16 protein-coding genes and 2 pseudogenes are annotated in these 25,542 nt (G+C 48.9%); 2 read left to right on the plus strand and 16 right to left on the minus strand.

The window, feature by feature from the left end; genetic code table 11:
* The first annotated feature begins 1 nt into the window (after position 1).
* Positions 2 to 2,179 (plus strand): TRAP transporter permease, encoded by a 2,178-nt coding sequence (locus tag BLS58_RS07380; protein WP_090397544.1) that lies wholly within the window; start codon positions 2 to 4, stop codon positions 2,177 to 2,179.
* Between the two features lie 87 nt (positions 2,180 to 2,266).
* Here BLS58_RS07380 and BLS58_RS07385 read toward each other — a convergent pair whose 3' ends face one another.
* From BLS58_RS07385 to BLS58_RS07450, 15 genes and pseudogenes are all read right to left on the minus strand, one after another.
* Positions 2,267 to 4,249, minus strand: coding sequence for a glycoside hydrolase family 3 protein (locus BLS58_RS07385; RefSeq protein ID WP_090397546.1), 1,983 nt, complete (start codon positions 4,247 to 4,249; stop codon positions 2,267 to 2,269).
* A 16-nt stretch (positions 4,250 to 4,265) separates the two neighbouring features.
* The gene (locus tag BLS58_RS07390; RefSeq protein WP_245723098.1) at positions 4,266 to 5,753 is read right to left on the minus strand and encodes a serine hydrolase domain-containing protein; all 1,488 of its coding nucleotides are present in this window, start codon (positions 5,751 to 5,753) and stop codon (positions 4,266 to 4,268) included.
* Between the two features lie 4 nt (positions 5,754 to 5,757).
* A complete protein-coding gene (locus BLS58_RS07395; RefSeq protein ID WP_218126186.1) occupies positions 5,758 to 6,738 on the minus strand; it encodes an endonuclease/exonuclease/phosphatase family protein in 981 nt (326 codons plus the stop codon).
* Positions 6,739 to 6,888: 150 nt separating this feature from the next.
* Positions 6,889 to 7,131, minus strand: a pseudogene (locus tag BLS58_RS18345) (FIMAH domain-containing protein); the annotation flags it as partial.
* A 24-nt stretch (positions 7,132 to 7,155) separates the two neighbouring features.
* Positions 7,156 to 8,397 (minus strand): annotated as a pseudogene (locus tag BLS58_RS07400) (exo-beta-N-acetylmuramidase NamZ family protein); the annotation flags it as partial.
* 19 nt (positions 8,398 to 8,416) lie between these two features.
* On the minus strand, positions 8,417 to 10,420 hold the full coding sequence (locus BLS58_RS07405; RefSeq protein WP_090397553.1) for a glycoside hydrolase family 3 protein: 2,004 nt from the start codon (positions 10,418 to 10,420) through the stop codon (positions 8,417 to 8,419).
* A 161-nt stretch (positions 10,421 to 10,581) separates the two neighbouring features.
* A complete protein-coding gene (locus BLS58_RS18350; RefSeq protein WP_176764659.1) occupies positions 10,582 to 12,960 on the minus strand; it encodes a M28 family peptidase in 2,379 nt (792 codons plus the stop codon).
* Positions 12,961 to 13,053: 93 nt separating this feature from the next.
* Positions 13,054 to 13,644 carry a TasA family protein gene (locus tag BLS58_RS07415; RefSeq protein ID WP_090397557.1) on the minus strand — a complete coding sequence of 197 codons (591 nt, stop codon included), beginning with the start codon at positions 13,642 to 13,644 and terminating at the stop codon, positions 13,054 to 13,056.
* A gap of 65 nt (positions 13,645 to 13,709) precedes the next feature.
* On the minus strand, positions 13,710 to 15,341 hold the full coding sequence (locus BLS58_RS07420; protein ID WP_090397559.1) for a dipeptidase: 1,632 nt from the start codon (positions 15,339 to 15,341) through the stop codon (positions 13,710 to 13,712).
* A gap of 19 nt (positions 15,342 to 15,360) precedes the next feature.
* Positions 15,361 to 15,702: an FIMAH domain-containing protein gene (locus tag BLS58_RS07425; RefSeq protein WP_090397561.1), complete on the minus strand. Its 342-nt coding sequence runs from the start codon at positions 15,700 to 15,702 to the stop codon at positions 15,361 to 15,363.
* A 191-nt stretch (positions 15,703 to 15,893) separates the two neighbouring features.
* Positions 15,894 to 17,657 carry a M4 family metallopeptidase gene (locus BLS58_RS07430; protein ID WP_090397564.1) on the minus strand — a complete coding sequence of 588 codons (1,764 nt, stop codon included), beginning with the start codon at positions 17,655 to 17,657 and terminating at the stop codon, positions 15,894 to 15,896.
* Positions 17,657 to 18,247, minus strand: a complete 591-nt coding sequence (locus tag BLS58_RS07435; RefSeq protein ID WP_090397566.1) for a TasA family protein — start codon at positions 18,245 to 18,247, stop codon at positions 17,657 to 17,659. Before BLS58_RS07435 ends, BLS58_RS07430 begins: the two co-directional genes overlap by 1 nt.
* 55 nt (positions 18,248 to 18,302) lie before the next feature.
* Positions 18,303 to 18,878, minus strand: a complete 576-nt coding sequence (sipW, locus tag BLS58_RS07440; protein WP_245723099.1) for a signal peptidase I SipW — start codon at positions 18,876 to 18,878, stop codon at positions 18,303 to 18,305.
* Between the two features lie 66 nt (positions 18,879 to 18,944).
* Complete coding sequence (locus tag BLS58_RS17495; RefSeq protein WP_090397570.1) at positions 18,945 to 19,184, minus strand: hypothetical protein; 240 nt, start codon at positions 19,182 to 19,184, stop codon at positions 18,945 to 18,947.
* A gap of 58 nt (positions 19,185 to 19,242) precedes the next feature.
* Positions 19,243 to 21,486: an N-acyl-D-amino-acid deacylase family protein gene (locus tag BLS58_RS07450; RefSeq protein ID WP_090397572.1), complete on the minus strand. Its 2,244-nt coding sequence runs from the start codon at positions 21,484 to 21,486 to the stop codon at positions 19,243 to 19,245.
* A 450-nt stretch (positions 21,487 to 21,936) separates the two neighbouring features.
* Between BLS58_RS07450 and BLS58_RS07455 the strand changes: the two genes are divergently transcribed.
* Positions 21,937 to 24,810, plus strand: a complete 2,874-nt coding sequence (locus BLS58_RS07455) for a gamma-glutamyltransferase (protein WP_090397574.1) — start codon at positions 21,937 to 21,939, stop codon at positions 24,808 to 24,810.
* A gap of 143 nt (positions 24,811 to 24,953) precedes the next feature.
* On the opposite strand, the gene BLS58_RS07460 is transcribed toward BLS58_RS07455, so the two are convergent.
* The gene (locus BLS58_RS07460) at positions 24,954 to 25,286 is read right to left on the minus strand and encodes a hypothetical protein (protein ID WP_090397575.1); all 333 of its coding nucleotides are present in this window, start codon (positions 25,284 to 25,286) and stop codon (positions 24,954 to 24,956) included.
* Positions 25,287 to 25,542: the final 256 nt, after the last annotated feature.

Below are 25,542 nucleotides of genomic sequence, written 5' to 3' on the forward strand. Positions count from 1 at the left end.
GATGGCAGAAACATCAAAGCAGCACGAGGAAAATAAAGAAACCATTGAAGCTCCGCAAGAATCGTCTGAGCAAGCGCAGGAAGCCGAAGGCAGCGACCGGAGCGTCTTTGGTTGGAAAGCGATACTGATTCTCATCATCTCTATTGCGCTTTCTCTTTATCATTTATATACAGCCGGTTTCGGTTTGATCGTATCGACGAATCAACATTTATTTATCCACCTGCTCGCAGGGCTTATCCTTATTTTTCTTATTTTCCCGAGAAAAAAAGGGCTGGGTCAAAAGACGATCGTCTGGTACGATATGGTCCTCGCGGGTTTGGTCCTCGTTGTAGGCTCATTTGTCATGCTGAACCAAACCCACCAAACGATCTTACAGGGAAATATGGAGACAAGCCATATGATCGCCGGGGTCATTATGATCCTGTTGCTCCTCGAATCGGCCCGGCGGGTGGTGGGAAAACCTTTATTGATTATTGCTTTAGTATTCATCGCTTATTATTTCCTGGGTGATTATTTGCCGCCGCCCTTTGGTCACAGTCGGGCAAATTTTGAGCAGTTCATTTATGAGATGATGTACACATCGACGGGCATTTTAGGAACCCCTTTATCTGTTTCGGCCAATTACGTTTTCATTTTTATCTTGTTTGGAGCAATCCTGGAAGCGACCGGTGCGGGAAAAATGTTTATCGACCTGGCTCTTCGTGCTGTCGGTCATTTTCGAGGCGGACCGGCCAAAGCCTCCGTCGTTGGCTCCGGATTTATGGGTTCCATTTCCGGAAGCTCGGTCGCCAATGCCGTCACCACCGGAACATTCACAATCCCGCTCATGAAAAAAGTAGGGTTCCGGCCGCAAACATCAGGCGGCATCGAAGTGGCCTCATCCTCAAGCGGACAGTTATTGCCGCCGGTCATGGGAGCTGCCGCCTTTCTGATGATCGAGTACACGCCTTACAGCTATGCACAAATTATGATTTCCGCTATCGTTCCCGCGATATTAACGTATATCGCCATCATCTGGATGGTACACATCGAAGCGGTGAAACACAACATCCATGGTTTGCCGAAGGAATCACTCGTTTCCGGGCGAAAAAGTTTACTGCAACAAGGTTACTTGATCATTCCGATTATCGCGCTTGTCTATTTTGTGATGGCCGGTAACACCGTCTTCAATGCTGCCTTTTATGCTATTGTTATGCTTTTGACGGTGGCGATTCTCGCCCATCGCCTACGGGCGCGCTTTGGCGCAGGGTTACTGATCGCAGGCGTGCTGGCAGCGGTATCGTACGGCATGCACCACTTCTTCGGGTGGCACCTGGAAATTTCCATCATGATCGCGATCGGTACCTTTATTTGTGTGTTCTTCGTGCTCTTTCAAAATAAATTCAAGATTAACTCTGCCCCTGTTAAATTCGGCGTGCGCGAGTTAACGATCAGTCTCGAAATGGCTTCACGAAAAGCGCTCACCGTCATTGCCGCCTGTGCTACTGCCGGTATTCTCATCGGCATCATTAACCTGACGGGGCTATCCGGTTCACTCCCTACCATCATTATAGGCTTTGCAGGCGATCAATTGATCATTGTGCTCTTCTTTACCCTTATAGCCTGCCTCATCGTCGGGCTGGGGCTGCCGACAACGGCGACTTACGTTATTTTGGCTTCCATGATCGCGCCCGCACTTATTGAGATGGGCGTACCGATCATGGCTGCACACTTATTCGTGCTTTACTACGGCGTACTTGCCGATGATACACCGCCGGTGAACCTGCCTGCTTACGCCGTGTCCGGGATCGCGCGGGCAGATCCTATCATCACGGGTGTGCAAGGCTTTAAATATGACGCAGGCGCATTATTGCTGCCGTTTGTGTTCGTCATGAATACGATCATCTTGTTTTTGCCTGAAAATCAAGGAATGTTCGCCTGGTATGAAATCATTTGGGCCATGTTTACTGCCCTCGTCGGCATACTGGCATTCGTGACCGTTATTCAAAACTATATGTTCGTGAAATACCGCTGGTTTGAATGGATATTGGCCCTAAGTTCCGCGCTCGTATTCATTTATCCCGCGTTCATTTCCGACATCATCGGCCTCGCACTCTTTGCACTGCTCTTAAGCATTCATTTGCTGCGCAAGCGGTCGATAGACCGAAGGAGCGGAGCCGGAACGGAAGTCACGGCGTAAAAAAAGAAGCCTGCCGGGGATGTTTGTATCCCCGGCGGGTTTTTTGTTTTTATCAGCCGTTTAAGGACATTTATCAGCGAGAAGAGGTCACTGCCATTGCTCAAGCAAAACTTCGGCTTGCTCCTGGAGATCGTTATAAGCTACCTCGCTAATCAACTCGTTATCTTCTTGCTCGTCCAACAAATCCTTAAACCCTTCCATGTGGGTAATGACTTTTTCCGCTGCTTCTTCGTTTTCATAATGATGGACGGCTGTTAGATGGGTCTGTAAGTGGCGAACGGCTTCCTCATTTGCAAATGCATCTTTTCTTTCGTATTGCTCGACGAGGTTCTCGATATCGGAGGCATCGCTTGGCTCATAACTCAATCCATGGCCGAAATCATAATGATCTGCAATCGTAACCGGGAGCTGTCCTCCGGGCTGTGCGCCGAACACTACATCAACAGCGGCATTGATGGATGTGGGGTTCGCCAACTCCCAATTATCAAGGGCATAGGAAGCAAGATACGCGTCAACCTCCGGATAGTTTTGCACATCGTACGGAAGCCCAAGTGAAACAGCCGCGACAGGTTTTCCGGTCTCTTTTAAAGCCTGTACTAATTCACTTTGTCCGTCCGGTAACTCATCGAAAGAGAACGTTGGCACGAGGATGCGGTCGGCCTCCTCCGCTTGTTCAACTGCTGCTTGTATGTCTTCACTTGTGGGATCATGACTATCAGCTTCCCAGGAAAGCACGTCCCCGCTGCTTTGTTGTTGTATTCGATCTGCAATGTCATCCACGTGCGTAACGCCTGCCACAAACGTTGTTTCCTCACTATGTTCGTCAAAAGGCAGCACATTTTCATTTTTTACTAGCGTGATAGAATCTCGTCCCATTTGTTCTGCTTTGTCTTGATGCTCATCATTTCCGACAAAGGCTTCCGCTTCGGATGCATCGACATAACGGTCATCGAACAGATCATAGTCGAATTTTTTCATGAGAATACGTTCCAGGGACTCCTGCACGCGTTCCTCGGTTAATTCGCCAGATTGGTAGGCGTCATAAAGCGCATCATAGGTTTCCAGCTGCTCGTCAGGCGTGCCGGTTGCCATAATGATATCCGCGCCTGCCTGGATCGACATCACGGCTGCCTCCCCGGTTCCCCAGTTGTCCTCAATCGCTTCCATGCTCATGGCATCTGTCACGATTAAACCGTCAAAGTCCATGTCTTCACGTAACAACCCCGTTAACACGTCTTTAGATAATGTAGCTGGAAGATCAGGATCAATGGCCTCGATTATGACATGCGCGGTCATGATCGAATCGATCCCGTTATCAATGGCTTCCTGAAAAGGAGGCAGATGGGTTTCTTCAAGGACCTCCCGATCATAGGTGACACTGTCCAGTTCGTAATGAGAGTCCGTCTCCGTATCGCCATGGCCGGGAAAATGTTTCGCGGTAGCGAGGACGCCTTCTTTTTGATAACCGGTTACTTGCGCCCCCGTCATTTCAGAGACCAATTTCGTCTGTTCACTGAAAGCACGCACACCAATGACCGGGTTTAAGGGGTTGGAATTTACATCGGCCACCGGAGAATAGCTCCAGTTAAAACCGAGCGCATTAACTTCTTTGCCTGCGATCTGCGCGAATGTATCAGCGGCTTGTGAACTTTGGGTGGCTCCGACTCCCATTTGGCGGGGGAATGTGGTCGCATCTTCAGGCACCCGCTGAGCAGCTCCGTTTTCCAGGTCAGCCGTCGTGAACAACGGGATGTTCATACGGGTATCCTCGGCATATGCTTGCAATTGATTGTTGTATTCTGCCTGTTCCTCTGCGCCCCGTTCCCCGTAGACGATAACAGACCCGACGCCGTAATCCTGAATCATTTCCCTCGTGAATTCATTAGGCATACCATCATCCCCATCCTGGGTCGCCGGCATGACTAGCTGTCCAATCTTTTCTTTATCGTCCATCTCATCAATCATTTGTGTGACCCTATCTTTTTTCTCCTCATCGAGTGTTTGAGTTTGCATGAAGCCCGGGCTTGCTGTTAATAGCACGATAATTGTCAGTAAAATGAATGTTTTCATCTGCTTCTCCTCCCATCTATTCCCATTTCTCGATCAAATCTTCGGCTTGTGTATTGAGAATATGAAACGCTTCTTGAGAAATCTCTGCGTTGTTTTTTTGCTCAGCCATTAAATCCTGAAAGCCTTCCGTGTGCCGGATAACTTTTGCAGCTTCCTCTTGATCCTCATAATGATGCACAGCGGTCAAATGGGTCTGTAGGGCATGGACTGCTTCATCTTTTGCAAATTCACCATCCTCGTCCAAATCTTCCACAAGTGATGCCATATAACTTGCATCCCAGGCATCGATAGCAGCTGCTGTCTGATCAGCGACACTTTCCCGAATGTCATTCGGGGACGCTCCATCCCGTGTCGGATGAACGCGATTGGTCAATACGATCGCCATCGTCTGCTCATTCGGATTAATAACCATTGAGGTTCCGGTAAAGCCGGTATGGCCCATCGTTTCAGGCTCGGATAGATCACCCATATACCATGCTTGGTCCAGTTCCCAACCGAGACCATGGGAATCATCCAGAGAATCAGGCAGCTGGTCCGTGCCAATCTTTTTTACAGTGTCTGCCTGCAGAATTCTTTCCCCTTCATACTCGCCTTCATTGAGAAACATCTGTCCGAAAACGGCCAAATCCCGGGCGGTTGAAAATAAACCGGCATGTCCGGAGACGCCGTCCATCACCCACGCGTTTTCATCATGAACTTCGCCCCACACGAGTCCACGATCTACTTCGGGTTGATACTCGGTGGCAGCCGTACGATCCTTCATTGATTCCGGGGGATTGAACATCGTGTCATCCATTCCGAGCGGCTCAGTAATATTTTTTTCGATATATTCGTCGAGCCGTTCTCCTGTTATGTGTTCGATCACCGCGGCTAATGTAATCATGTTCAGATCACTATACACATAATCGCTTCCAGGTTCACGGGTTAACTCAGCAGAAAACACGATGTCATACGCTTCTTCACGGGAATCTGCCTCCATATACAGTGGAACCCAATCTTCAAAGCCGGAAGTATGAGTGATAAGATGCCGAATCGTTATTTCAGACTTATCACCTTTAGTAAATTCCGGTATATAGTTCGCTACCGGATCGTCCAGGTCGAATTCACCATCTTCGTACAACTGCATGGCAGAAATTGCCGTGAATACTTTCGTAATGGAAGCTACATCGAAGATCGTGTCTGCCTGCATGGCAACGGGATCATCCATTTCGGTGAAGTCATCGTCCAAATATTTTGCCGCCTCGCCGTAGGCATCTTCTTTTGCAATAACGCCATTCTTGGTTGTCAAAACGACGGCGCCCGGCATCACTTGATCATCGATCCCTTCCTTAATGACGTCATCAATGTTGTTTAATTTCTGCTCCACCATGCCGGCACTACCTGGCGATCCCGGTTGGAACCCGTCTGATCGGTCACTGAAAGCATGGCTTGTCTCTGCGTTAAAAAACAACAGTGGCAACAGAAAAACACTGCCGGTCACCATCGGTATCCATCGTTTAGCCATTTTTTCACCTCTCCTCCTGCATCGCCAGCGCATCAGCTTTGAGCACGTTATAGGCTTTTTCGGTAATCAAGTCATTTTCTTCTTGATAGTTAAGCAAATTGCGCAAGCCTTCCATATGCTCCATTAATTTTTCCTCTTCTTTCTCATTTTCATAGTGTTCCAATGTTGTCAGGTGGATCAAAAGAGAACGGGTAGCACTTTCGTTTGCAAATGCTTCTTTTTCTGCGAATGCTTCTGCAAGTTTTTTCATATTGGTTGCATTAACAGGATTTAACGTCACGGTTGAAGTGACGAGCAAATGATCGGAAGCCGGTGAATGATCCGTGTTGGCCGATTGGACGTCGATATCGGGTGAAGTCAGAATATAGTCAATTCGTCTGTCGGGATCGCCTACGGGAAAAGTAAACCCGTCGCCTTCACCCGCTTCTTCCCAAGCATCTGTAAAGGTTGTCAAAAGTGGTTGAAGCTCATCGGCATCCGGCCTTGCGTTCAAATCCCCAACCAGCATGGCATTATAATGAGGAGCCATCTTTTCTTGCATGTCTGCCACTTGCATCTCCCGAACGGTTGGATCACCCCGATAATCGAGGTGGGTCGTGGAAAACCAGGCATTCGTTCCATTAACATCAATCAATACCTCCGGAAATCCCGGCATCGGTTGGGGCTCAGGGTCTGGATCCTGGGTTGAAAGTCTTGCAATCTCGTAATTGTTCGCAGCCTCAATGGGATATTCACTTAAGATTGCGAGCCCGTATTCACTTTGGGGATGTTCCGGGTCCTCTGGCTCTTCACTATAGATCGGGGCAAAAAACGCTTCCATATCCAGTTCTTCAGCCAAATGCTCGATTTGATTTTCGAAGTCACTGCGGCTATCCCAGTGTACGTCTACTTCCTGGAGGCCGATAATCTCCGCCTCCGATTCACGGAGGGTCTGAGCGGTCCTCTCCAAATCCAACTCTCCATCTGCCCCAATGCCGGCGGCCATATTGTACGCGGCCACCTTGACTTCTTGGTTTTCCTGGTCAGATTCAGCAACTGCTGAAGATGGGAAAGTGAAAAGTGATAGTAGAAAGATGGATAGTAATAAACGGATAAGGTGTCACCTCCCTTCAATTCAACATATCAGCCGGAGAGATCACTGCCATTGCTCCATGTAAACATCAGCTTCTTCGGTGAGTGTCTGATAGGCTTCATCCGTTATCTGGTCATTTTCTTGCTGGTTATCGAGTAGATGATAAAAACCTTCCATGTGCTCAACCACCTTAGCCATGTCTCCTTGCTGTTCAAACTGCTCAACCGCGGTTAAATGGGTCAATAATTCCCGTGCGGCTTCTTCACTTGCAAATGCTCCCTGTTCCTCAAACGTTTCTACCACCTCTCTTAATTCTGTGACGCTATCAAAATAGAGAAGATAGTCGTTTCTCGTTTGCTTGAAATCTTCCAGGTCGTCTTGCCAGTTATCAATGATTTCATCAACGGATGTGCCGTTTTCTATTTCTTCACGCACCCAGCTGTTCCCCATTAAGTTATCGAAGAACGCGTCGAATTCGAAGTCTTCAGGATAGTTGTCATGAATCGTTTTTACAATATGCAAGCCTGTCTCAAGTGATTCATAGACTTCATCATCCTGCACGTGAATCTCAATTCCGCCGGAAAGTTCTCCCTCGTGTTTTGAAAACATCGGCGTGAAATAGGCGGCTCTGAATTGAACACCCGGAAGGTCAAGCTCGTTTAATTCTTCCGCCAATGCGGTTCCGTCAATAAAGGGCGCGCCGATAGTTTCAAACGGCTTCGTTGTACCCCTTCCTTCCGATACGTTCGTTCCTTCAATAAGCGTTGTTCCGGGATAAACGACAGCTGTATCAAAGGTGGGCATGTTCGGAGATGGAAGCACCCATTCAAGGTCGGTATCGTCATACTTCATCCCTCGTTCCCAACCTTCCATTTCCATGACGGTCAGGTCAGCATCGAGCTCGAATTCTTCATTAAACAATTGAGCCAACTCCCCAACGGTCATGCCGTGTTGCAAAGGAATCGGATACAATCCGACAAACGAAGCATAATCCGGATCAAGCACCGGCCCTGCAACATCCTGACCACCGAGCGGATTCGGACGATCAAGAACCATCATTTCCACATCGTTTTCACCGGCTGCTTCCATAGCGTAAGCCATCGTGTAGATATACGTGTAAAAACGAGCCCCGACATCCTGAATATCGAAAAGAAGGACATCAACGTCCTCCAACATTTCCGGGGTTGGTTTTTGCGTATCTCCATATAAGCTGTAGACAGGGAGGCCTGTCTGTTCATCAATGTATTTATCAACGTCGTCGCCAGCTTGCGCGTCCCCTCTTACGCCATGTTCCGGACCAAACATGGAGACGAGATCAACATCTTCATGTTCATGCAACAAATCAACGATGCTGTTTAAATCTTCATCGACGCCCGTCGGGTTTGTGATCAAACCAACGTTTTTGTCTTCAAGTTCATCGATTCTGTCCTCAAGCAAAACATCAATGCCAAGTTTCAAGTCTTCAGATCCTTCCGTCTCATCGTTATCCGTTTGCTCCGTGCCGGTCGCGGCCACGGAAAGTGCTGACAGGGTAAAAACAGTGGCTACCGGCAAAATAAACCATTTTTTCACGTTACATACCTCCAAAAAGCTATTGCCACTCTGCAATCACATCATCCGCACGATCCATGAGCGTTTCATAAGCCTCTTCCGAGATCCATTCATTTGCCAGCTGCTGATCGAGAAGATGTGTAAAGCCTTCCATATGATTGATCACTTTTTCCGCTTCCCCTTGATTTTCATAATGACCGACAGCGGTTAAATGGCGTTGCAAAGCATGTACGGCTTCGTCGTTTTCCAGACCCCCTGTTTCTTCGAATAGATCCACCAGCTGCGCGATATTAACCGTATCGATTTTATAGCTCAATCCGTGGCTAAAATCATAATGCTCGGGGATCGTAACCGGCAGTTCTCCTTGCGGATTAACCTCTCCCGTTAAGGCTTTTGCCAAAGAAGCAATGGAAATATCCTGGTCGCCATACGTCGTTAAATAGGCATCAACATCGGGAAATTCGGCGATGTCATATGGATTTCCCACACCTGCGACCACCACCGGTGTACCGGTATCCTGGAGAGCGGTGACTAAGTTTTGTTGCTCGTCATCCAAATGGGCGGAAGACGTCGGCACGACAACCATCTCTTTATTTTCCGCTAAAGAAACGGCCTCTTCGATTTCCGTTTCCGTCGGGCTGTCGCTCGTTTCATAGCTTTCAGCATCCAACAAAAGATCCGACAGTAGCTCCGGCTTTCCGGATTCCGGACCGGTCACCAGCAATTCAGTGTCATAATCCAATGGCAGAACATCATCGTCGTTTTTAACGAGTGTGATACTGTCATCGGTCATGTCCTCGGCCAGTTGCAGATTGTCCTCGTTGCCAATCTCATCGACGGCTTCAGGGTCTGCGTAAGGATCATCGAACAAGTCCTGTTCCATTTTTTGGTCCAAAATGCGGTAGACGGACTCGTCCAGTCGCGCTTCGCTGATTTCACCGTTCTGAACAGCATCCAGCATCGCATTGTACGCCAAATCAACATCCGGTGGATTCAACAGTACGTCGACACCGGCTTTAAAAGCTTCCACCGGCACTTCTTCTTCCGGCATAACGTCGGCACCCGACATGCCGAGGCTATCCGTCACAATTAGCCCATCATAGCCTAATTCTCCCCGGAGATAATCCGTTAAGATCGGTTCGGAAAACGTGGCAGGCAGTTCCGAATCATCCAGCGCGGGAACGACTATATGAGCCGGCATGATCGCGTCGATCCCGTGATCAATGGCATCTTTAAACGGGGGCAAATCTTCTTGGAGCAACGTATCCAAGTCTTTTTCTATAATCGGAAGCCCGTAGTGGGAATCAACATCCGTATCGCCATGGCCGGGAAAATGCTTCGCCGTTGCGATCACATCTTCCGATTCGAAGCCTTGAATTTGCGAAAGTCCCAAATCTGAGACTAAAGCGGGATCCTCAGAATAGGAGCGGACACCGATCACCGGGTTGTCCGGATTGACGTTCACATCCAAAGTGGGAGCAAAATTCATGTTTATGCCCAACTTTTTCAGCTCTTCACCGAGGATTTCCGCGGATTGTTCTGCATAGGCCGAAGAGCCGGTCGCGCCAATCGCCATGTTACCAGGAAAGGTCGTGGCAGGTTCTGTCACCCGAGCGACAATGCCCCCTTCCTGATCGGTCGATACGAACATGGGAATGGACGACCCGTCATCCATCGCGATGTCCTGAATCCCGTTGGAGAGGGCATTCACCTGGGATAAATTCGCGGGCATACCGATATTGTCACTCCAGTTAAAATAAATCACACCACCGGGATGGTAATTTTCAATCACTTCCTGAAAGTTCTTCCCGCCGCGGTCATTTTCCAGATTTTCCTCTTCATAATTCGGATCGGTCGGCGTTTCTCCATAGACATGGACGATAAAGAGTTGCCCGACTTTTTCTTCCAAAGTCATATCGTCCATAATGGATTCGATTTCGTCAGGTTCAGCATCTTGTGCACTTAATTGTATAGCATTCGGTGATTGTAACCCTACAATCAGAGGCACTAATAAGGCGATAGTCAAAAATGATCGCCATCGCATGGGATGACCTCCTCTCTTTAAAAAATTTGCGCCAGATTTCCGGGATCCGTTTCCGTTTTTCGTGAGATAATCTGGCGCTTTTTCATCTTATTCTGGCGCTTTTCAAGGATAATCTGGCGCTTTTTCATACTAATCTGGCGCTTTACCGAGATAATCTGTCACTAGGCAGCTTCATCTGTTGATGACAATTCACCTTCGCTAACAAGATCGGAAACCGCCTCATCAATCAGGTCACCGACCTGTTGAATTTTTTCCGGGCTCACTTTATCAATCGTATCTTCCGGTGTGTGATACCAAGGTTCTAGGTCGGCACCCCCCGGTTCCGTGTCCGGTTCCATCCAGATGAAGAGCGCTGCGTCGATGCCAGCTTCATGAAACGGAACGTGATCGGATCGGCCCAATTGGTGCAACGTCCACTCATCTTCGTCAAATCCTACGTTTTCAGCGGCTGCATCTGCCGTTTCCCAGACCGTATTCGATTCTCCGTCAACGGTGCTGATGTGAAGTTGCGAAGCCGGATCCCAATCCGTACCGACCATATCCAAATTATAGGTGGCCTCACTACGATCAATCTCGTCCTCGGACAACTCATCAACGTATTCATCCGAACCAACCAGCCCAATCTCTTCAGCGCCAAGCGCTACAAATCTGATTTCTTTGTCCGTCGGCATATCCTGCATCACGCGGGCGTGTTCCAGCAGGCTCGCCGTCCCTGAAGCATTGTCATTCGCACCTGGGGATTCCGGTACGCTATCATAATGCGCGGTGAGATAAACGATCTCCGGATCTTCCACGCCTTCCGCTTCTCTCACCGCGATCACGTTTTGTGACTCGTCACCGTCCGCAATCTCAAATTCATGGGTAGACGTCTCGTAACCAAGGCTTTCAAATTCATCGTATATATAATCGGCAGCCTCGGCTTCTTCGTCAGTACCGGCAACGCGTGGGCCGATGTCTACACTTAAATGCTCGACATGGTCCATGACTCGATCGGCGTCAAACGTTGTTTCATAGTTTGCGATCAAATCATCGGCAAAATCACTCAGAATTTCAAAAGCTTCATCAGAAATCAGTTCATTGTCCGACTGATGACCCAGAAGGTCATGAAAGCCGCCCATATGCTCAACGACTTTTTCTGTTTCTTCCTGGTTTTCATAGTGGCTGACAGCTTCCAAATGAATGTCCAAGTCATGAGGCGCGTCATCCCCCTCGAACTCCCCGTCTTCATCGAATTGCCCCACGAGGCTTTGCAAGCCGGAAGCCGTGACTCTCGGATCCTCACAACCTTCCAGCGGCATGGCGCTTACTTCGTTGTAAGTCGCTTCACCATCCATCAAAAAGGGAATAACGGTCATCATCGACTGACCCATGGTGGCAAACACCCCGTGTTCACTCACCTCTTCCGTTTCCAGGGAAAAGGCATCGATATGGCGGTCGATATCTTCAGCTTGGGTCGTATGAAGCATGTAGCCGCACGCGTGGGGGTCCAACGTTTCGGTCGGCTCCCAGTTGTCCGCACCGTCAAGATAGAACGGCTCGGATTGTTCTTCACCCGCGACCGCTTTGCGATCCGGTGCCTCATTTACTTCAGTGGAAATGTCGTCCATGCGCTCACTGTAGAAGTTCAACACGGATTCCACCGTTTCCACCTGGGCGTCCACCCGGTATTGTGGATCTTGCTCCCCAGCCGTTTCGGTCAACAGACCCAATCCATGCCGAAGACCTAAAACGTTTCTAGAGATCCGCTCATCGCCACCACCGGCTCCACCGGGGGTTCCATACAAACCAGTGGAGAACCCTGCATCTTCCACATCAGGAAACAAGTATTCTTCCACCATCTCCTGGTTTAAGTCACGAAGATCTTCGTCCACGTTCAGGTTGCGCGGCCACAACATTTCCATGTCTGGATCACCCGTGGCCGTAGGCCGTTCGTGCGCATCGATCGTAATATCAGGAGAAAACTCCTCTAACACCTCACCAATCGCTTGCCCCTCAGGTTCCTCAAGGTTGAGGTGATCACGATTAATGTCCACATCATTGGCGTTGGTACGTGTATCCGCCACACGTCCATCGGGGTTCGCCGATGGAATGAACATCACCGTCGACTCATTCAGTTGCTCTTCCAACTCTGTGTCATCGGTAAATGCCAAATCCCGAAGCGTCTGTAACGCCATCTCCCGGCCAGCCGGCTCATTACCATGCTGTGAACCAATCACCAACATATTGTTTCCGTCGGCAATATCTTCATCCGCTGGTGGTTCGGGAGCTCCCACTTGTACTAAGTGAAGCGGCCGATCCTCAACGGATGTTCCAATCTCGTAATACGTCATCCACTCCGATTGCTCCGCCACTTCTTCCAAAAATTGCAGTTCATCATCATGGCTCGTCCATTCTTCACCGTCGCTGTCTTCGAATCCCGTCGTCGGAGGTTCCTCCGCGTTTTCGTTTTCCTGGGCTGCGGCTCCCACCATCGGACTTCCGGCGAGCAAGAATGCGAAAAACAAAGCAGAAGAGGACATTTTCCATTTTGGACTTTTCATAATAGCCTCCTTAAAAATAGCTTTTTCATAGATTTCTCTAGAAAAAAGAGCTGACCTAAAACGTAAGTTCATGGGCCAGCTCTTCGATGTTGGTTACTGCTCATCACCTTCGGTTTGCGTCGCTGTAAACGTCCATTCCAGCTCTAAAGCATCGCCCTGGAATTGGTTCATGTCTACGTCATCGTCGCTCAGAAAGTTAAACTGCACGACGAGGTCGTGGGACTCGTCAACCGGCAGACCGTCATCGCCCAACTCCGGATAGAACACATGCTCACTGATCGCTTCCGGTTCCATGTCCTGGAGCTCACTTAACGTCGTCTGGAAAATCACGTCATCCAAATTATCGGCGTTATACAAAAATTCCACCTCGATGAACTCCCCGAAATCGTGCGTGTTATCATTTTCTGCATCATTGACCGTGTATTCGGTTTCCAACGTCACCGTATCAATATCCAGGGAGCCGTTGTTCTGTAACTCAAAATCGCGAATCATCGTATCCCCGGGCTGCAAGTTGTCCACGTCAATGATCTCTGTCGGCTCCGCATTCAGATCGAGCGTTCCGGCCGCGAACGTATTGTTCGTTTCGACACTGTCGCTAAAGTACGCGAATGTGCCTCCGCCGACTAACGTCAAGCCGAGAACCGCCGTTGTGACTCCCATGCCAAGCTGTTTTTTGATTCCCACGTTGAAATCCTCCCCTTAAAATTGTTATTATGTGAGCGCCCTGTTAAGGCGATGTCACCGTTTTTTTACTGCCACTTATCCTTAAGCACATCGGCATCATTCGAGAGAACGCTGTACGCCGTCTCGGAAATCAAATCGTTTTCATGCTGATAATCCAGTAGATCCTGTAAACCTTCCGTGTGCTGAACGATTTTTTCCGATTCTTCCTGATCCTCGAACTGCCCCACTGCCGTCAAGTGAAGATTCAGGGAACGGACAACTTCATCATTTTCGAAAGCGCCTTCTGCTTCGAAATGCTCAACGAGCGTTTTCATGTTATCGACACTCGTATCGACGTAAAAGATTTTTGTCTCCCTTTCCGTTTCACCATCTCCTGTTTCCGCTTCAAACGTAACGGCGTGGAAGCGTTCTTTTAACGGCTCGTCCAGCTCCAACGATAAAGTTCCGGTTTCTTCATCAAAATCAGGTTCATGATCGATACCATCAACGATGATGCGAAAATCGCTCTCATTGAGGGCTTCCCCTTCGATATCCGCCTGCAGGATTGGGGTGTTATCTGCCAATTCTTCGCCCATCTCCAGCGAAGGAGTTACGGTCACGCCTTTATCGGCATCTTCTTCATTTTGTTCTACTTCTTCCAGAACCCGCAGATGGTTTTCGCCCAATATTTTCTCGATATCTTCTTCTGAGTAGTCTCTATTCTCAAGTTCGTCGGTAATTTTATATAATTCTGATGCATCCTGAAGATCTTCCGGCATGGGTGCGCCATCGAAATCTGAGCCTAACGCGACGTGCTCCATGCCCATAACATCGACGGCGTGATCGATATGGTCGACGACGTCCTCCACGTAACCTTCCGATTCATCAGTTAAAAATGCAGGGTAAAAGACGATCCCTACCACGCCGCCGTTGTCAGCCAATGCTTCCAACTGCTCATCGGTGAGGTTCCGCTGGTGGTCATGCAAAGCATTGACACCTGAATGACTAGCAATAACCGGGTCTTCGGAAACTTCGATTACATCCCAGAACGTTGTCCGGGCCATGTGCGAGACATCAATCATCATCCCCAAGTCATTCATCTCTTCGGCCACTTCTGTACCCAGTTCCGTTAACCCACCTTCGGAAGGCGTTTCATCGGGGTCCCCGTATACTCGGTCTGCGCCCTCCCCGAGGGCATTGGAATAATTCCAGGTAAACCCGAGCGCTTTTACCCCTAAATCGTCGTATTGGTGCAACAGTTCAATCGCGTTATCCTCTTCCATGGAATAGCCGCCTTCAATCGTCGGTACGGCCGCGATTTTTTCATCCTGCACCGCTTGCTCGATGTCTTCATAAGACGGGGTGATGCTGAGGTCGTCCGGGTTATTGGCTTCTGTCCAATAAATCCCGTTAATTTTCGCCAACGTCTCACTGATGCTGCGCGGGGTATTTTCATAATATCCCGGCGTATAGGCCGCCAGATAAGGAACATCCAATCCGCCTTCTTGCCCTTTTGGAATATCGAAATCAAAAGGTGTTTCTTCCCCGATGTCGGTTTCCGGCAACCAAGTCGTCTCATCCAACGTGTGCATAAACGTGTCGATATGGCTGTCTACCACGGTAGATTGATAATGAGTACCTTCGTCTTCAGCGTAAGACGTACCGTGAAAAGCCAACGATGTAGAAAAAATAAATAGAATGCTGAGCATCACCCGCATGACAAGCACTCCTTCCACATTACGGCTGTTTTTCAACCAAGGTATCGGCCTGGGCAGCGAGAATGTCATACGCTTCTTCGGAAATGAGCTCATTTTCTTGCTGATGGTTCAGTAAATCGTTAAAGCCTTCTTCCATGTGCTGCACCACTTTTTCATAGTCTCCTTGATTTTCATAATGATTGACGGCCGTTAAATGAAGATGCAAGTCGTCGGCCGCTTCCTCATTTTCGAATTCACCCTCATTTTCAAAACGTTCCACGAGGTTCATCATGGACGCGCTGTCCAGGGTAAATCCAATGGCCACTCCTTCGCGGTTATCATCCGCAACCCCTTCAAAGACGCCGTCATCGTGATCGACCATGATACTTTGGACGTTGCCGATTCCGCCGGGAGTCTCGTCAAATTTCTTTTCATAGATATACCTCCTCGTTTCAAAAGCGCCAGAATAAGAGGCAAAAGTGACAGATTATCCTGCAAAAGCGCCAGAATATGACACAAAAGCGCCAGATTATCTCCGGAAACCGCCAGATTAGCTTATTCACAGAGAATCATTTACTCAATCCCCACCCCGTCAAATCCATCTCTGGCCGCTTCGGTTTGGTCACTATCCTCTCCGTAGAGATCGATCGCCGACTGGACGAAGGCAAAACGGGTATCGTCAAAATCAGACATCGGCGTTAAATACGTCGTTAAAGCCCGATACACGATTTGTCCAAGGTCGTCACGACCGATATCCTGGCCGATTAAATAAGCCGCGTGATTAATAATGGAGGAATTGGTATGAACGCCGCCGTCATCCAGTTCAATCGGCAAGTCATAATATTCATCCATGTGCGAAGGATACGCACCGGATCCATCTCCATACTCCCAATACGCTTCATCGACATCGAACTGGCCGGGATCTTCAAGGCTACGCAAAGCAAATCGACCATCTTCTATCGCAGCCGGTGCCATGATATCGTCCCCGATATCCCAGCTAGAATCATCAACCAGGACCCCGAATATATCGGACATGGCTTCATTGACCGCGCCGGACTGGAAGCGGTACACGAGCCCCGCAGTATATTCGGTGACGCCGTGGGTGATTTCATGAGCGGCGACATCCAAACCGGCGGACAAAGGAATAAACATTTCATCGTCCCCGTCACCGTATGTCATTTGGCTTCCGTTCCAAAAAGCGTTGGCAAAATTCTCACCGTAATGCACTGAAGATACCAGGGCCATCCCTTCATCATCGATGGAATTGCGGTCATGCTCTTCCAGGAAATACTCATATACTTCGGTTGAATTGTAATGGGCGTCTACCGCGGCCGCGTGAGACTCATCGCGAAAGTCAAAAGCCGCACCGACATTGGAATAAGGGACACCCGGCAGAGCGAAGTCTTCTTCTGCGTCATATGTCAGGAGGCCATCCAGGTCAGGGATGGAAAAATCAAATAAGCTAAAGGTTCTGCCCGGTCCATTTTCTGCTGCCTTATGAGAGATGTTTAACACGCGATTTTCACCATGAACACCTATGCCAGGGCCAACCGCTGATTCATACACGCCAGGGTCCGGATCAGCGTCGGATACAGAGGCAGATGCGTCAGCTTGTTCATTTTCCTCTTCCTGTAACTCCTCATCTTCCAATCCGGCCGCTTCTGCCATATGGGAAATGGTGTTGTATTGATCAATCGCTTCCCCTGTATCGGCGTCAACAAAAACAAACCAATTGCCCGGATCCTCCGTCATGAAAGTTATGTTTACTTTATAAGTGAGGTGGGTGTCATTGCCCATGGGATAGTACACAAGCTCTGTTTCAGGGGTTTCTGCCAAATCTTTAGGTGCATCGACCGCCTCCCGTGCTGTTGCAATGACGTCTTCCTCAGCCAGTGTTGCACTGCTTAAAATCGCATCCGTCCCATCCACTTGCGAATCGAAATGCCCATTGACCGAGTCGACGTTATCGTCTTCGTCAAAATGGACAATCACTTCATGACCTTCGACCGGGATCCCATTTTTCGTTTGTTGCAGGCGAATATGGGTCATCCCCTCGTCATCGGTTTGTTCTTCGAGCACCTCCATATCCTGGAGTGGGTCCGCCATATCAAAAACGTCTTTGTTGACCTCCAAAAACCGTTTGGCCGAGTCCGCATCGCTTTCCTGTTCTTCGATGGAACGCTGCATTTGTGCGGACACATCTGCATCTTCTTGATAAAGGATGCTTGAATCACCACTGTTTTCTTCCGGAACCTGAGAGTTAGCTAAAGCTCCACTGGATACAGCAAGTGACACGATGAGACCTATCGACAAACCGCTCGTCCATTTTTTAGCCATTATTGTTCCTCACCTTCCGTTTGCGTGGCGGTAAACGTCCATTCCAGCTCTAAAGCATCGCCCTGGAACTGGTTCATGTCTACGTCTTCGTCACTTGTAAAGTTAAACTGTACGACGAGGTCGTGGGACTCATCGACCGGCAGACCATCATCGCCGAGTTCCGGATAGAACACATGCTCACTGATCGCCTCCGGTTCCATATCCTCGAGTTCACTCAATGTCGTTTGAAAAATCACTTCGTCCAAGTTGTCGGCGTTATACAAAAATTCCACCTCGATGAACTCCCCGAAATCGTGCGTGTTATCATTTTCTGCATCATTGACCGTGTATTCGGTTTCCAACGTCACCGTATCAATGTCCAGGGAGCCGTTGTTCTGTAACTCAAAATCGCGAATCATCGTATCCCCGGGCTGCAAGTTGTCCACATCAATGATCTCTGTCGGCTCCGCATTCAGATCGAGCGTTCCGGCCGCGAACGTATTGTTCGTTTCGATACTGTCGCTAAAATACGCGAACGTACCCCCACCGACTAACGTCAAGCCGAGAACCGCCGTCGTGACTCCCATGCCAAGCTGTTTTTTGATTCCCATTATGAAATCCTCCCTTTAAAAATTTAGTTATGTGAACGCCTCATCAGGGTTACGCCTACTCCTGACGGGGCGGCGACACCGTTTCTTCCTTTTTCTCGGACGGTTCGATCTGTCGCAGCGCGCGCCCTATGGTGAATGCAGAGTAAGCCAGCAGCAACACGCCGGGCAAAATCAATAACAGCACCGCTCCCTGTTCCGAAGTGGCGAAAACAAACGCATAGCCGAGAAACGGAACCGTCCACCCTGTGTATTCGCCGACAATATTTTCAGCAAGCACCGGTTCCGAATCCGTCGAGTTGTTGTTGTCCCCTTTGGTAATGTATTGTTGGCCGTCATTCTCAACTTCGTGAACCCTGTGGGTGACGAGATTGTCATCGGCATTTGTAAAAGTGATGACATCGCCTTGCTCAAACTGGGTCGGATGCTCGGTCGACTGGATCGCGATCATCGATCCGGTTTGAATCTCCGGTTCCATGGATCCTGATAAAACCGTTTTTAATTCATACCCAAAGACATTCGGTTCGCCCTCAGCCGCCTGGCTGGAAATAACCGCGAATAAGGTGACGACGAGTAACGCAAACAATAAAGTTGTTGTAAAGCCGCTAATGACTTTGCCAGTGACACGCCACATAGTATTCATCACCCTCATAATAGATTTTTGAACCTTGGTTTGATTGGTTATATTAAAAATATTGAGTTATTGTTCTTCATCATCCTCTGCTTCCGAGTCTTCCTCCTCCTCATCCTCATCTTCATCCGAATCCGCTTCATCCGTTTTATCCGCTTCCCCAAAAGAATCTTCCGTGGAAAGATTTCCTTCCAGCGATTCCGTATCTTCAAACGTTGCCGATGTCGGCGACGTTACTAAAGCACCGATGCAAAATAGTAAGTACGTTACCGCGAACAGCCGGACAGGAATGCCTATCTTCCTGCGCAATTCACCCTCTCCTTCCCCACCCTCCCGCGAGCTGTCACAGGAGGGCTTTGTTTTATACTCACTCCCAGATGTCGAGCAGATCTTCGGCCTGCGCGCTTAAAATGTCGTACGCTTCCTCGGAGATCAATGCCTCGTCCAGTTGATGGTCAAGAAGATCCTGAAAGCCTCCCATGTGCTGGATAACTTGTTCCGCCGCGTCTTGATTCTCGTAATGATGGACAGCTGTTAAATGGACGGTTAAGGCACGAGTAGCCTCATCGTTGGCAAACTCACCGTCCTCAGCCAAGTCCTCAACGACGGCTTCAATATCGGCGGCGTTTTCCGGTGGTGCAATATCAGGTTCTGCTATTTGCACATCCATTTGCTCAGGAGAGAGCGTTCCCTGATACTCAAGCTCATCCTCGATATAAACCGTCACGGAGGCGCGCTCGTCTTCGATCATCGGATCATTTTCTTCAACGATGACTTCAAATGTCCGTTCTTCACCGTTCTCCAATGTTCCCAGTCCGGTAAAGCTCGCCCAGTCTTCTTTCGCCTGCAGTTGGCCCACTTCATCGGCTTCCAGTTCGATACCTGCGTCCTCATGATTGAATTGGAAATAACCTGTGGCCGCTGAATCACTTGCCGCCTGCTCAACAGCGATCGCCACTTCTTCATCCGGGGATCCGGAACCGTCCACATTACGCAACGTTCCGGCACCTTCCACACTCACATCCTTGTCAACACTCATCGGTCGACTCGGCATATTCCCCGTTCGCTGCAATGCTTCCCCGAGCTGAGCGTCGGTCGTTCCCCCGTCCTGCAGGGCAAATTCACCGTTTACGAGCACTTGCTCGATCCCGTCCGCGTACTGCTGAGGATCTTCAAATTCAGCGTTGTCCGTAACCGTCTCCGGATCAAAAACGGTGATGTCAGCGACCATACCCTCGGCGATAAAACCGCGATCGGTCATTCCAATCATCGTAGCCGGTAAGCCTGTCATTTTCTGCACGGCTTCTTCAAAAGACAGCAATCCGTTTTCACGGACGTCCTCTCCCAACACTCGTGGCTGTGAACCGTAACGGCGAGGGTGAATGCTATCCGAGTACGTGGCTCCCCCATCTGAAGCGACGGCCGTCGTTGGGTTTTGGAGGATCCGTTCATAATCGTCTTCGTGGCCAAAATGATAGATCGTCGTCAAGCTCCCTCGATCCTCGAGGATTCGCATCGTCGCTTCTCCGGGACTCACATCTTCTCTTTCAGCGACGTCGGCCAATGTCTCATTATCTCCCGGAAAATAAACATCTTCCGCCGTTTCCACCCGGCTCGTCATCACATCTTCAATTTCTTCTTCAATTTGCGGCCGTAATTCAGGGTCGGCAAAACGCTCCAGCATCGCGTCAAAACCACCATCCTCTACCCATGCCGGGACGAGCGCCGTCAAACCGGTCTGGCTTGCCAGGTACGGATAGACATCGGCGGCGGCATATGTTCCGCGCTCGTTAGCTTCTTCAATGAGACCGATCGTTTCTTCGGAAGCTCCCCAGTTGTCTGCACCCATCACTTTCATGTGCGTGATAACCGGAACGAGTCCTGCCTCCTCTCCAATTTCGATCGTCTCTTCGGTCGCCTCTACGACATCATCCATTTCGTCCCGAATGTGGTGCGGGAAGTTCGTCCGCCATTGATCGGCTACCTCAACGACATCGATCACTTCTTCGGTGTCGGCATAAGTTGCCGGTGTGTAAAAAAGACCTGCCGAGACACCAAAGGCGCCTTCTTCAAGTCCTGTTTCAACCAATCCCTGCATTTCGGTAATTTCTTCCTCCGTGGCATCCCGATCATCTTCACCGACAACTTCTGACCAAACAGAGTTAAACCCTATATAGGTGCCGATGTTGATCGCCAATCCATCGTCTTCGAGGTCATATCGTTCCGTTACATCGACTGGTCCGAAACCATCCGGGCTTAATATCTCTGTCGTCACCCCTTGCGTTAGCGAGCTCGTCGCGGTCTGCAACGCTTCGAGATCAGCATGGCTGTGAATATCAATGAAACCCGGCGCGACGATCTGCCCGTCTGCATCCACTTCCTGGGCAGCGTTGGCTTCATCAAGATCGCCAATCTGATAAATGTACCCGTCCCGGACACCTACGTCCGCCTCATAACTCGACTGGCCTGTCCCATCCATGACTGTGCCGTTTTTGATAATCGTGTCGAAATCATTTTCCTGGGCATCACTTTGGTTGTCGTTTTTCAGTCCTATAGCAGCCCCGCCTACAAAAATGACCGCTAACGAAACGATGAATGGTCGTTTAAACATTTCATATGATCCTCCTTGAAAATTTTGAATGCCTTGCCGACCGCTTGTTAATGCCACCTCCTGTTTTTACAAGTATTTCAATAATTTGAGATATTTATATAAAATATTACCATTGTGACAATAGATTAAAAAATAACTTATGGTTATAAATATATAACTATTAATTATCCGGAATTAATAATAGTTCGTTTATATTATTTTTTTATTGGTCTTAACGATAGTTTTTCTATCTATTTTTGCAACCTATTTCATAATTATCCTATTTTTTGGATGTATATATGTTACTATTTTAATTTTTTATATTATTTTAAAATATTGTCAGAATAGGATTTTTTTGAACTGATGACTCAATGTTTCATAGATTTTCCTATAAAAGGAGGATGTGACTATGCCAAAATTTCAGTAATATCTGTAAAATATATGTAAATTAACATCCACTGGAGGGATTAAATGGTTAAGCGTAGGTTTCGATTCGGAATGACGCTTATATGTAGTACATTAATGGCGGCTTTATTTGCACCAGGCGTTAATGGCGAGGAGAATGATGAATCTATGTCACATATGACCGGAAGCGGCGGGGCCGTGGCTTCTGAAGATGTGCATGCAACGGATGCCGGGATGACGATTCTTGAACAAGGCGGGAATGCCGTCGACGCTGCTGTGGCGGTAGCGGCAGCTCAAGGGGTAACGAGACCGTATTCCGGCGGCATTGGCGGCGGTGGCATGATGCTCATCCATTTAGCCGAAGAGGACGAGCCCATCGCGATTGACAGTCGCTCCATTACCCCGGCCTCGTTTAATGACGAAACGTACATTAATCCGGAATCTGGGGGCATTTTCCCCTCAGTGATGAGAACCTCAAGCGGAAAATCTTTTTCCGTTCCCGGGACGGTGAAAAATTGGGAAGTCGCCCTGGAAGAATACGGAACGATGACATTTGCCGAAGTGCTGCAACCGGCGATTGACGTGGCCGAAGAAGGATTCATTGCGGATGAGAATTTTGTACGGGAAACGACGGAAAATCAGGAGCGTTTTGATCTTTTTGCCTCTACGAGAGACATTTATCTCAATGAGGACGGTTCTGCGCCGGAACCCGGTGACGTGATCCAAAACCCTGATATGGCTCATACTTATCAATTGATAGCTGAAGAAGGAAGCGAGGTTTTTTATGAAGGCGACATCGCCGAGGCGATGGTCGACACGATTAACGACCCGCCAGTCGTGGACGACCCGGACTTTGCAGCTGTCAGTGGCGAATGGCTGACAGAATACGGGGTGCTGGAAGGCGATGTCACGATGGAAGACTTCGCAAACTATGAAACGGTAACGCGCGAGCCGATCCACACCGGTTACCGCGGCTACGACATCTATGGCATGCCCCCATCTTCCAGCGGCGGCCTCACGATTGGGCAAACGTTTAATATGCTCGAGCATTATGATATGGAAAATATGTCCAGAACCGAGGCGTGGCATTATTTTATGGAAGCGACCCGCTATGCTATTGCCGATCGCCGGGAATACATCGGTGACCCCGCGCATACAGATGTCCCCGTCGATGAGTTGCTTTCCGATGCGTATACCGAAGAGCGGATCACGAATATTGATTCGGAGCGTGCATCGATTGGCCAGGTGCCTCCCGGCAATCCCTGGTTGGACGATGATGAGGATTTCTTCTATGATTTTGCCGAAGAAGATGGCGCCGAATGGGATGCCCGTAAATTTCACCGCATCGATACCGGTCCTACGAGCGACCCTTTTGATACCAGCTTTACAATTGAAGATGAAGCCGGAAAAATTGACTTGAGCGCACGAGGGGAAGAGAGAGGAAGCGCGTACGGGCGGGCAGCTGCCAACATGGAGCCTGTAGAAGATAACGAAGTGAATGTGCGCGTGCGCGCCGATGAAGAAGGATATGACCAACGCTTGCGTTTATGGCTGAACGGCGATGTGTGGCAGTCAGGCAGCAGCATTCCGAGCAATGGCTACGGACTGGAAATCAACACCGAAACCGGGGAGCTTGTTCTCCAGCGCGTTATCGATGGTAACTTGGCAACCCTTGAGCGTATCGATTACCCCGTGGAGACGGATTGGCACGACTTGCGTTTCCGGGTGGAAAATAACGAGCTGAAAGTGAATGCTTGGGGAACAGATGACGAGGAGCCCGAGGAATGGTTGGCCGTCCATGAATTAGCGGATGACGATCAGCTGGAAGAGCCCCTCGGCCGTTTGATGATGAGCGTTATTAACTTCGATTACGAGCAAACGCAGACGTTTTTCCTTGATCATATTGAAGTAGAACCCGTAATCGAAGATAGCGAGACACTCGCGGAACCGAGTGAAACAAGCGTCATGGCTGACGATGCAACGCCACCGGCTGAAACCACATCTATCGAAGAGGAAGCCGAAGGCGTGCAGGCTGATGAAGAACAACGCATGAAAGACGAAGCGGACATAGTCGATGAATCGACGATTCACCTGGCTGTGAGCGATGACGAAGGCAACGTCGTCAGCTACACGACAACGATTGTATCGATCGGCGGCAATGGCATGGTTGTCCCCGGCTATGGCTTTTTGTTAAATAATGCCGTGTACGGGCGGACACCGACCGAGACGCCATCGCATCCGAATTATCCGCGTCCGGAGATGCGCTCGATGAGCAGCATGGCTCCTACTCTTGTCATGGAAGAAGGGGAACCGGTTCTAACGGTAGGTGCTCCGGGAAGTGATACGATTTTAACGACCTTGTCGCAAATCATGATGAACAACCTGGATTTTGGTGTATCGCTTCCAGACGCGATCGAACAGCCTCGCTTGTCACAACGAAACAATTTTAACGCGTTAGCTGAATATGAAGAAAACTATCTGGATGCCGAAACCGAGCAACAAATCGAAGAATTAGAGGCGATGGGCCATCGCTTTACGGCCGATACAGCCGAGCAAGGCATCAGCGCAGCGGTCGGCATTGAATTTTTGGAAGATGGACAAGTCACCGCGGCCACCGAGCCTGAACGCCGCGGGGGAGGAAGCGCCCTCGTGGAGAGCGAGATGGATGATGAAGAAGTCAGCGCTGAGAAGATCAGAGGCTTAGTCGAGAGCTTCGACGAAGAAGGCGAATTCGAAAACGATGACGCCGTCCGTGCTTTGGACGTGCATCTGACGTCCGTAGGTCATTTTGAAAATCAGGAAGAAGCGGAGAAAGTCGTTCACCACATGGGCGGATTCAAGGATCTGCTCGACCACCAGCAAGCACAGGAATGGATTTCCGATGACGTCTATGACACTTTGCTGGCAGAAGCGGAAGCATTGATTGAAATGTGGGAATAAAGAAAACTTGGCTTATCGCCAAGCCTTTAAGGCGATAAGCCTTAGTTGCACTTATGCAGGATAAGAAAGTGGTTTATACTTTCTTACCTGCTAAATTTAACAACCGGGAACGGAGAACGTTCCCGGTTCTTTTATATGAAAAATTAGTTGTTCAGTTTTTCGTTGATATGAAAGATTTCTTTATCATGCACCACCATTTTTTCAGTGAGGTACCGATGATTTTCTTGCTGGTGCTTGTCAATACTCAACGCGTATTGCAGCGTTTGTTTAGTCATTTGTGTGTTATAATCCAAGTTCTTATCCAGGTTTTCCACTTTATTATCCAGATTCTCCACCTTATTATCCAGGCTCCCCACTTTATTATCCAGGTTCTCCACTTTATTATCCAGCACTCCTACTTGTTCTTTTAGTTCCTTTAGTTCTAGTTGCTGAGAATCCAGTTTTTCGAGAATCAATTTTAATAAATTGTCACTCATCGCTCTCATCCTCTCGATTTTATCATATCGTAACTTTTCTCATTCGATGTCGTTACGGCAGGACTCCCCTCATTTCGCGTCCACTTTTTCCCTTATATATAGTTTATCATGAATTGTTCATTACCCCTAGAGAATACTTTGAGAGCCTGATTTATCAGCCGAAAGCGTAAAACAGCCGGAAACGGAGAACGTTCCCGGCTGCATTTAGATAATATGAGCGCTCATCTGGCGATTCCTGTCCATATTCTGGCGCTTT

The organism is Natribacillus halophilus, assembly GCF_900100185.1.
Classification (GTDB): domain Bacteria; phylum Bacillota; class Bacilli; order Bacillales; family Marinococcaceae; genus Natribacillus; species Natribacillus halophilus.

What these genes read in the sequence shown, in the direction of transcription:
- BLS58_RS07460 (WP_090397575.1), bottom strand. Translation starts at nt 25,286, where the DNA reads ATGAGTGACAATTTATTAAAATTGATTCTCGAAAAACTGGATTCTCAG.
- BLS58_RS07405 (WP_090397553.1), bottom strand. Translation starts at nt 10,420, where the DNA reads ATGCGATGGCGATCATTTTTGACTATCGCCTTATTAGTGCCTCTGATT.
- BLS58_RS07435 (WP_090397566.1), bottom strand. Translation starts at nt 18,247, where the DNA reads ATGGGAATCAAAAAACAGCTTGGCATGGGAGTCACGACGGCGGTTCTC.
- BLS58_RS07395 (WP_218126186.1), bottom strand. Translation starts at nt 6,738, where the DNA reads ATGGCCGCCGGCATTGGGGCAGATGGAGAGTTGGATTTGGAGAGGACC.
- BLS58_RS07385 (WP_090397546.1), bottom strand. Translation starts at nt 4,249, where the DNA reads ATGAAAACATTCATTTTACTGACAATTATCGTGCTATTAACAGCAAGC.
- BLS58_RS07455 (WP_090397574.1), top strand. Translation starts at nt 21,937, where the DNA reads ATGGTTAAGCGTAGGTTTCGATTCGGAATGACGCTTATATGTAGTACA.
- BLS58_RS07380 (WP_090397544.1), top strand. Translation starts at nt 2, where the DNA reads ATGGCAGAAACATCAAAGCAGCACGAGGAAAATAAAGAAACCATTGAA.
- BLS58_RS18350 (WP_176764659.1), bottom strand. Translation starts at nt 12,960, where the DNA reads ATGAAAAGTCCAAAATGGAAAATGTCCTCTTCTGCTTTGTTTTTCGCA.
- BLS58_RS07390 (WP_245723098.1), bottom strand. Translation starts at nt 5,753, where the DNA reads ATGGCTAAACGATGGATACCGATGGTGACCGGCAGTGTTTTTCTGTTG.
- BLS58_RS07420 (WP_090397559.1), bottom strand. Translation starts at nt 15,341, where the DNA reads ATGCGGGTGATGCTCAGCATTCTATTTATTTTTTCTACATCGTTGGCT.
- BLS58_RS07450 (WP_090397572.1), bottom strand. Translation starts at nt 21,486, where the DNA reads ATGTTTAAACGACCATTCATCGTTTCGTTAGCGGTCATTTTTGTAGGC.
- sipW (WP_245723099.1), bottom strand. Translation starts at nt 18,878, where the DNA reads ATGTGGCGTGTCACTGGCAAAGTCATTAGCGGCTTTACAACAACTTTA.
- BLS58_RS07430 (WP_090397564.1), bottom strand. Translation starts at nt 17,657, where the DNA reads ATGGCTAAAAAATGGACGAGCGGTTTGTCGATAGGTCTCATCGTGTCA.
- BLS58_RS07425 (WP_090397561.1), bottom strand. Translation starts at nt 15,702, where the DNA reads ATGGTCGATCACGATGACGGCGTCTTTGAAGGGGTTGCGGATGATAAC.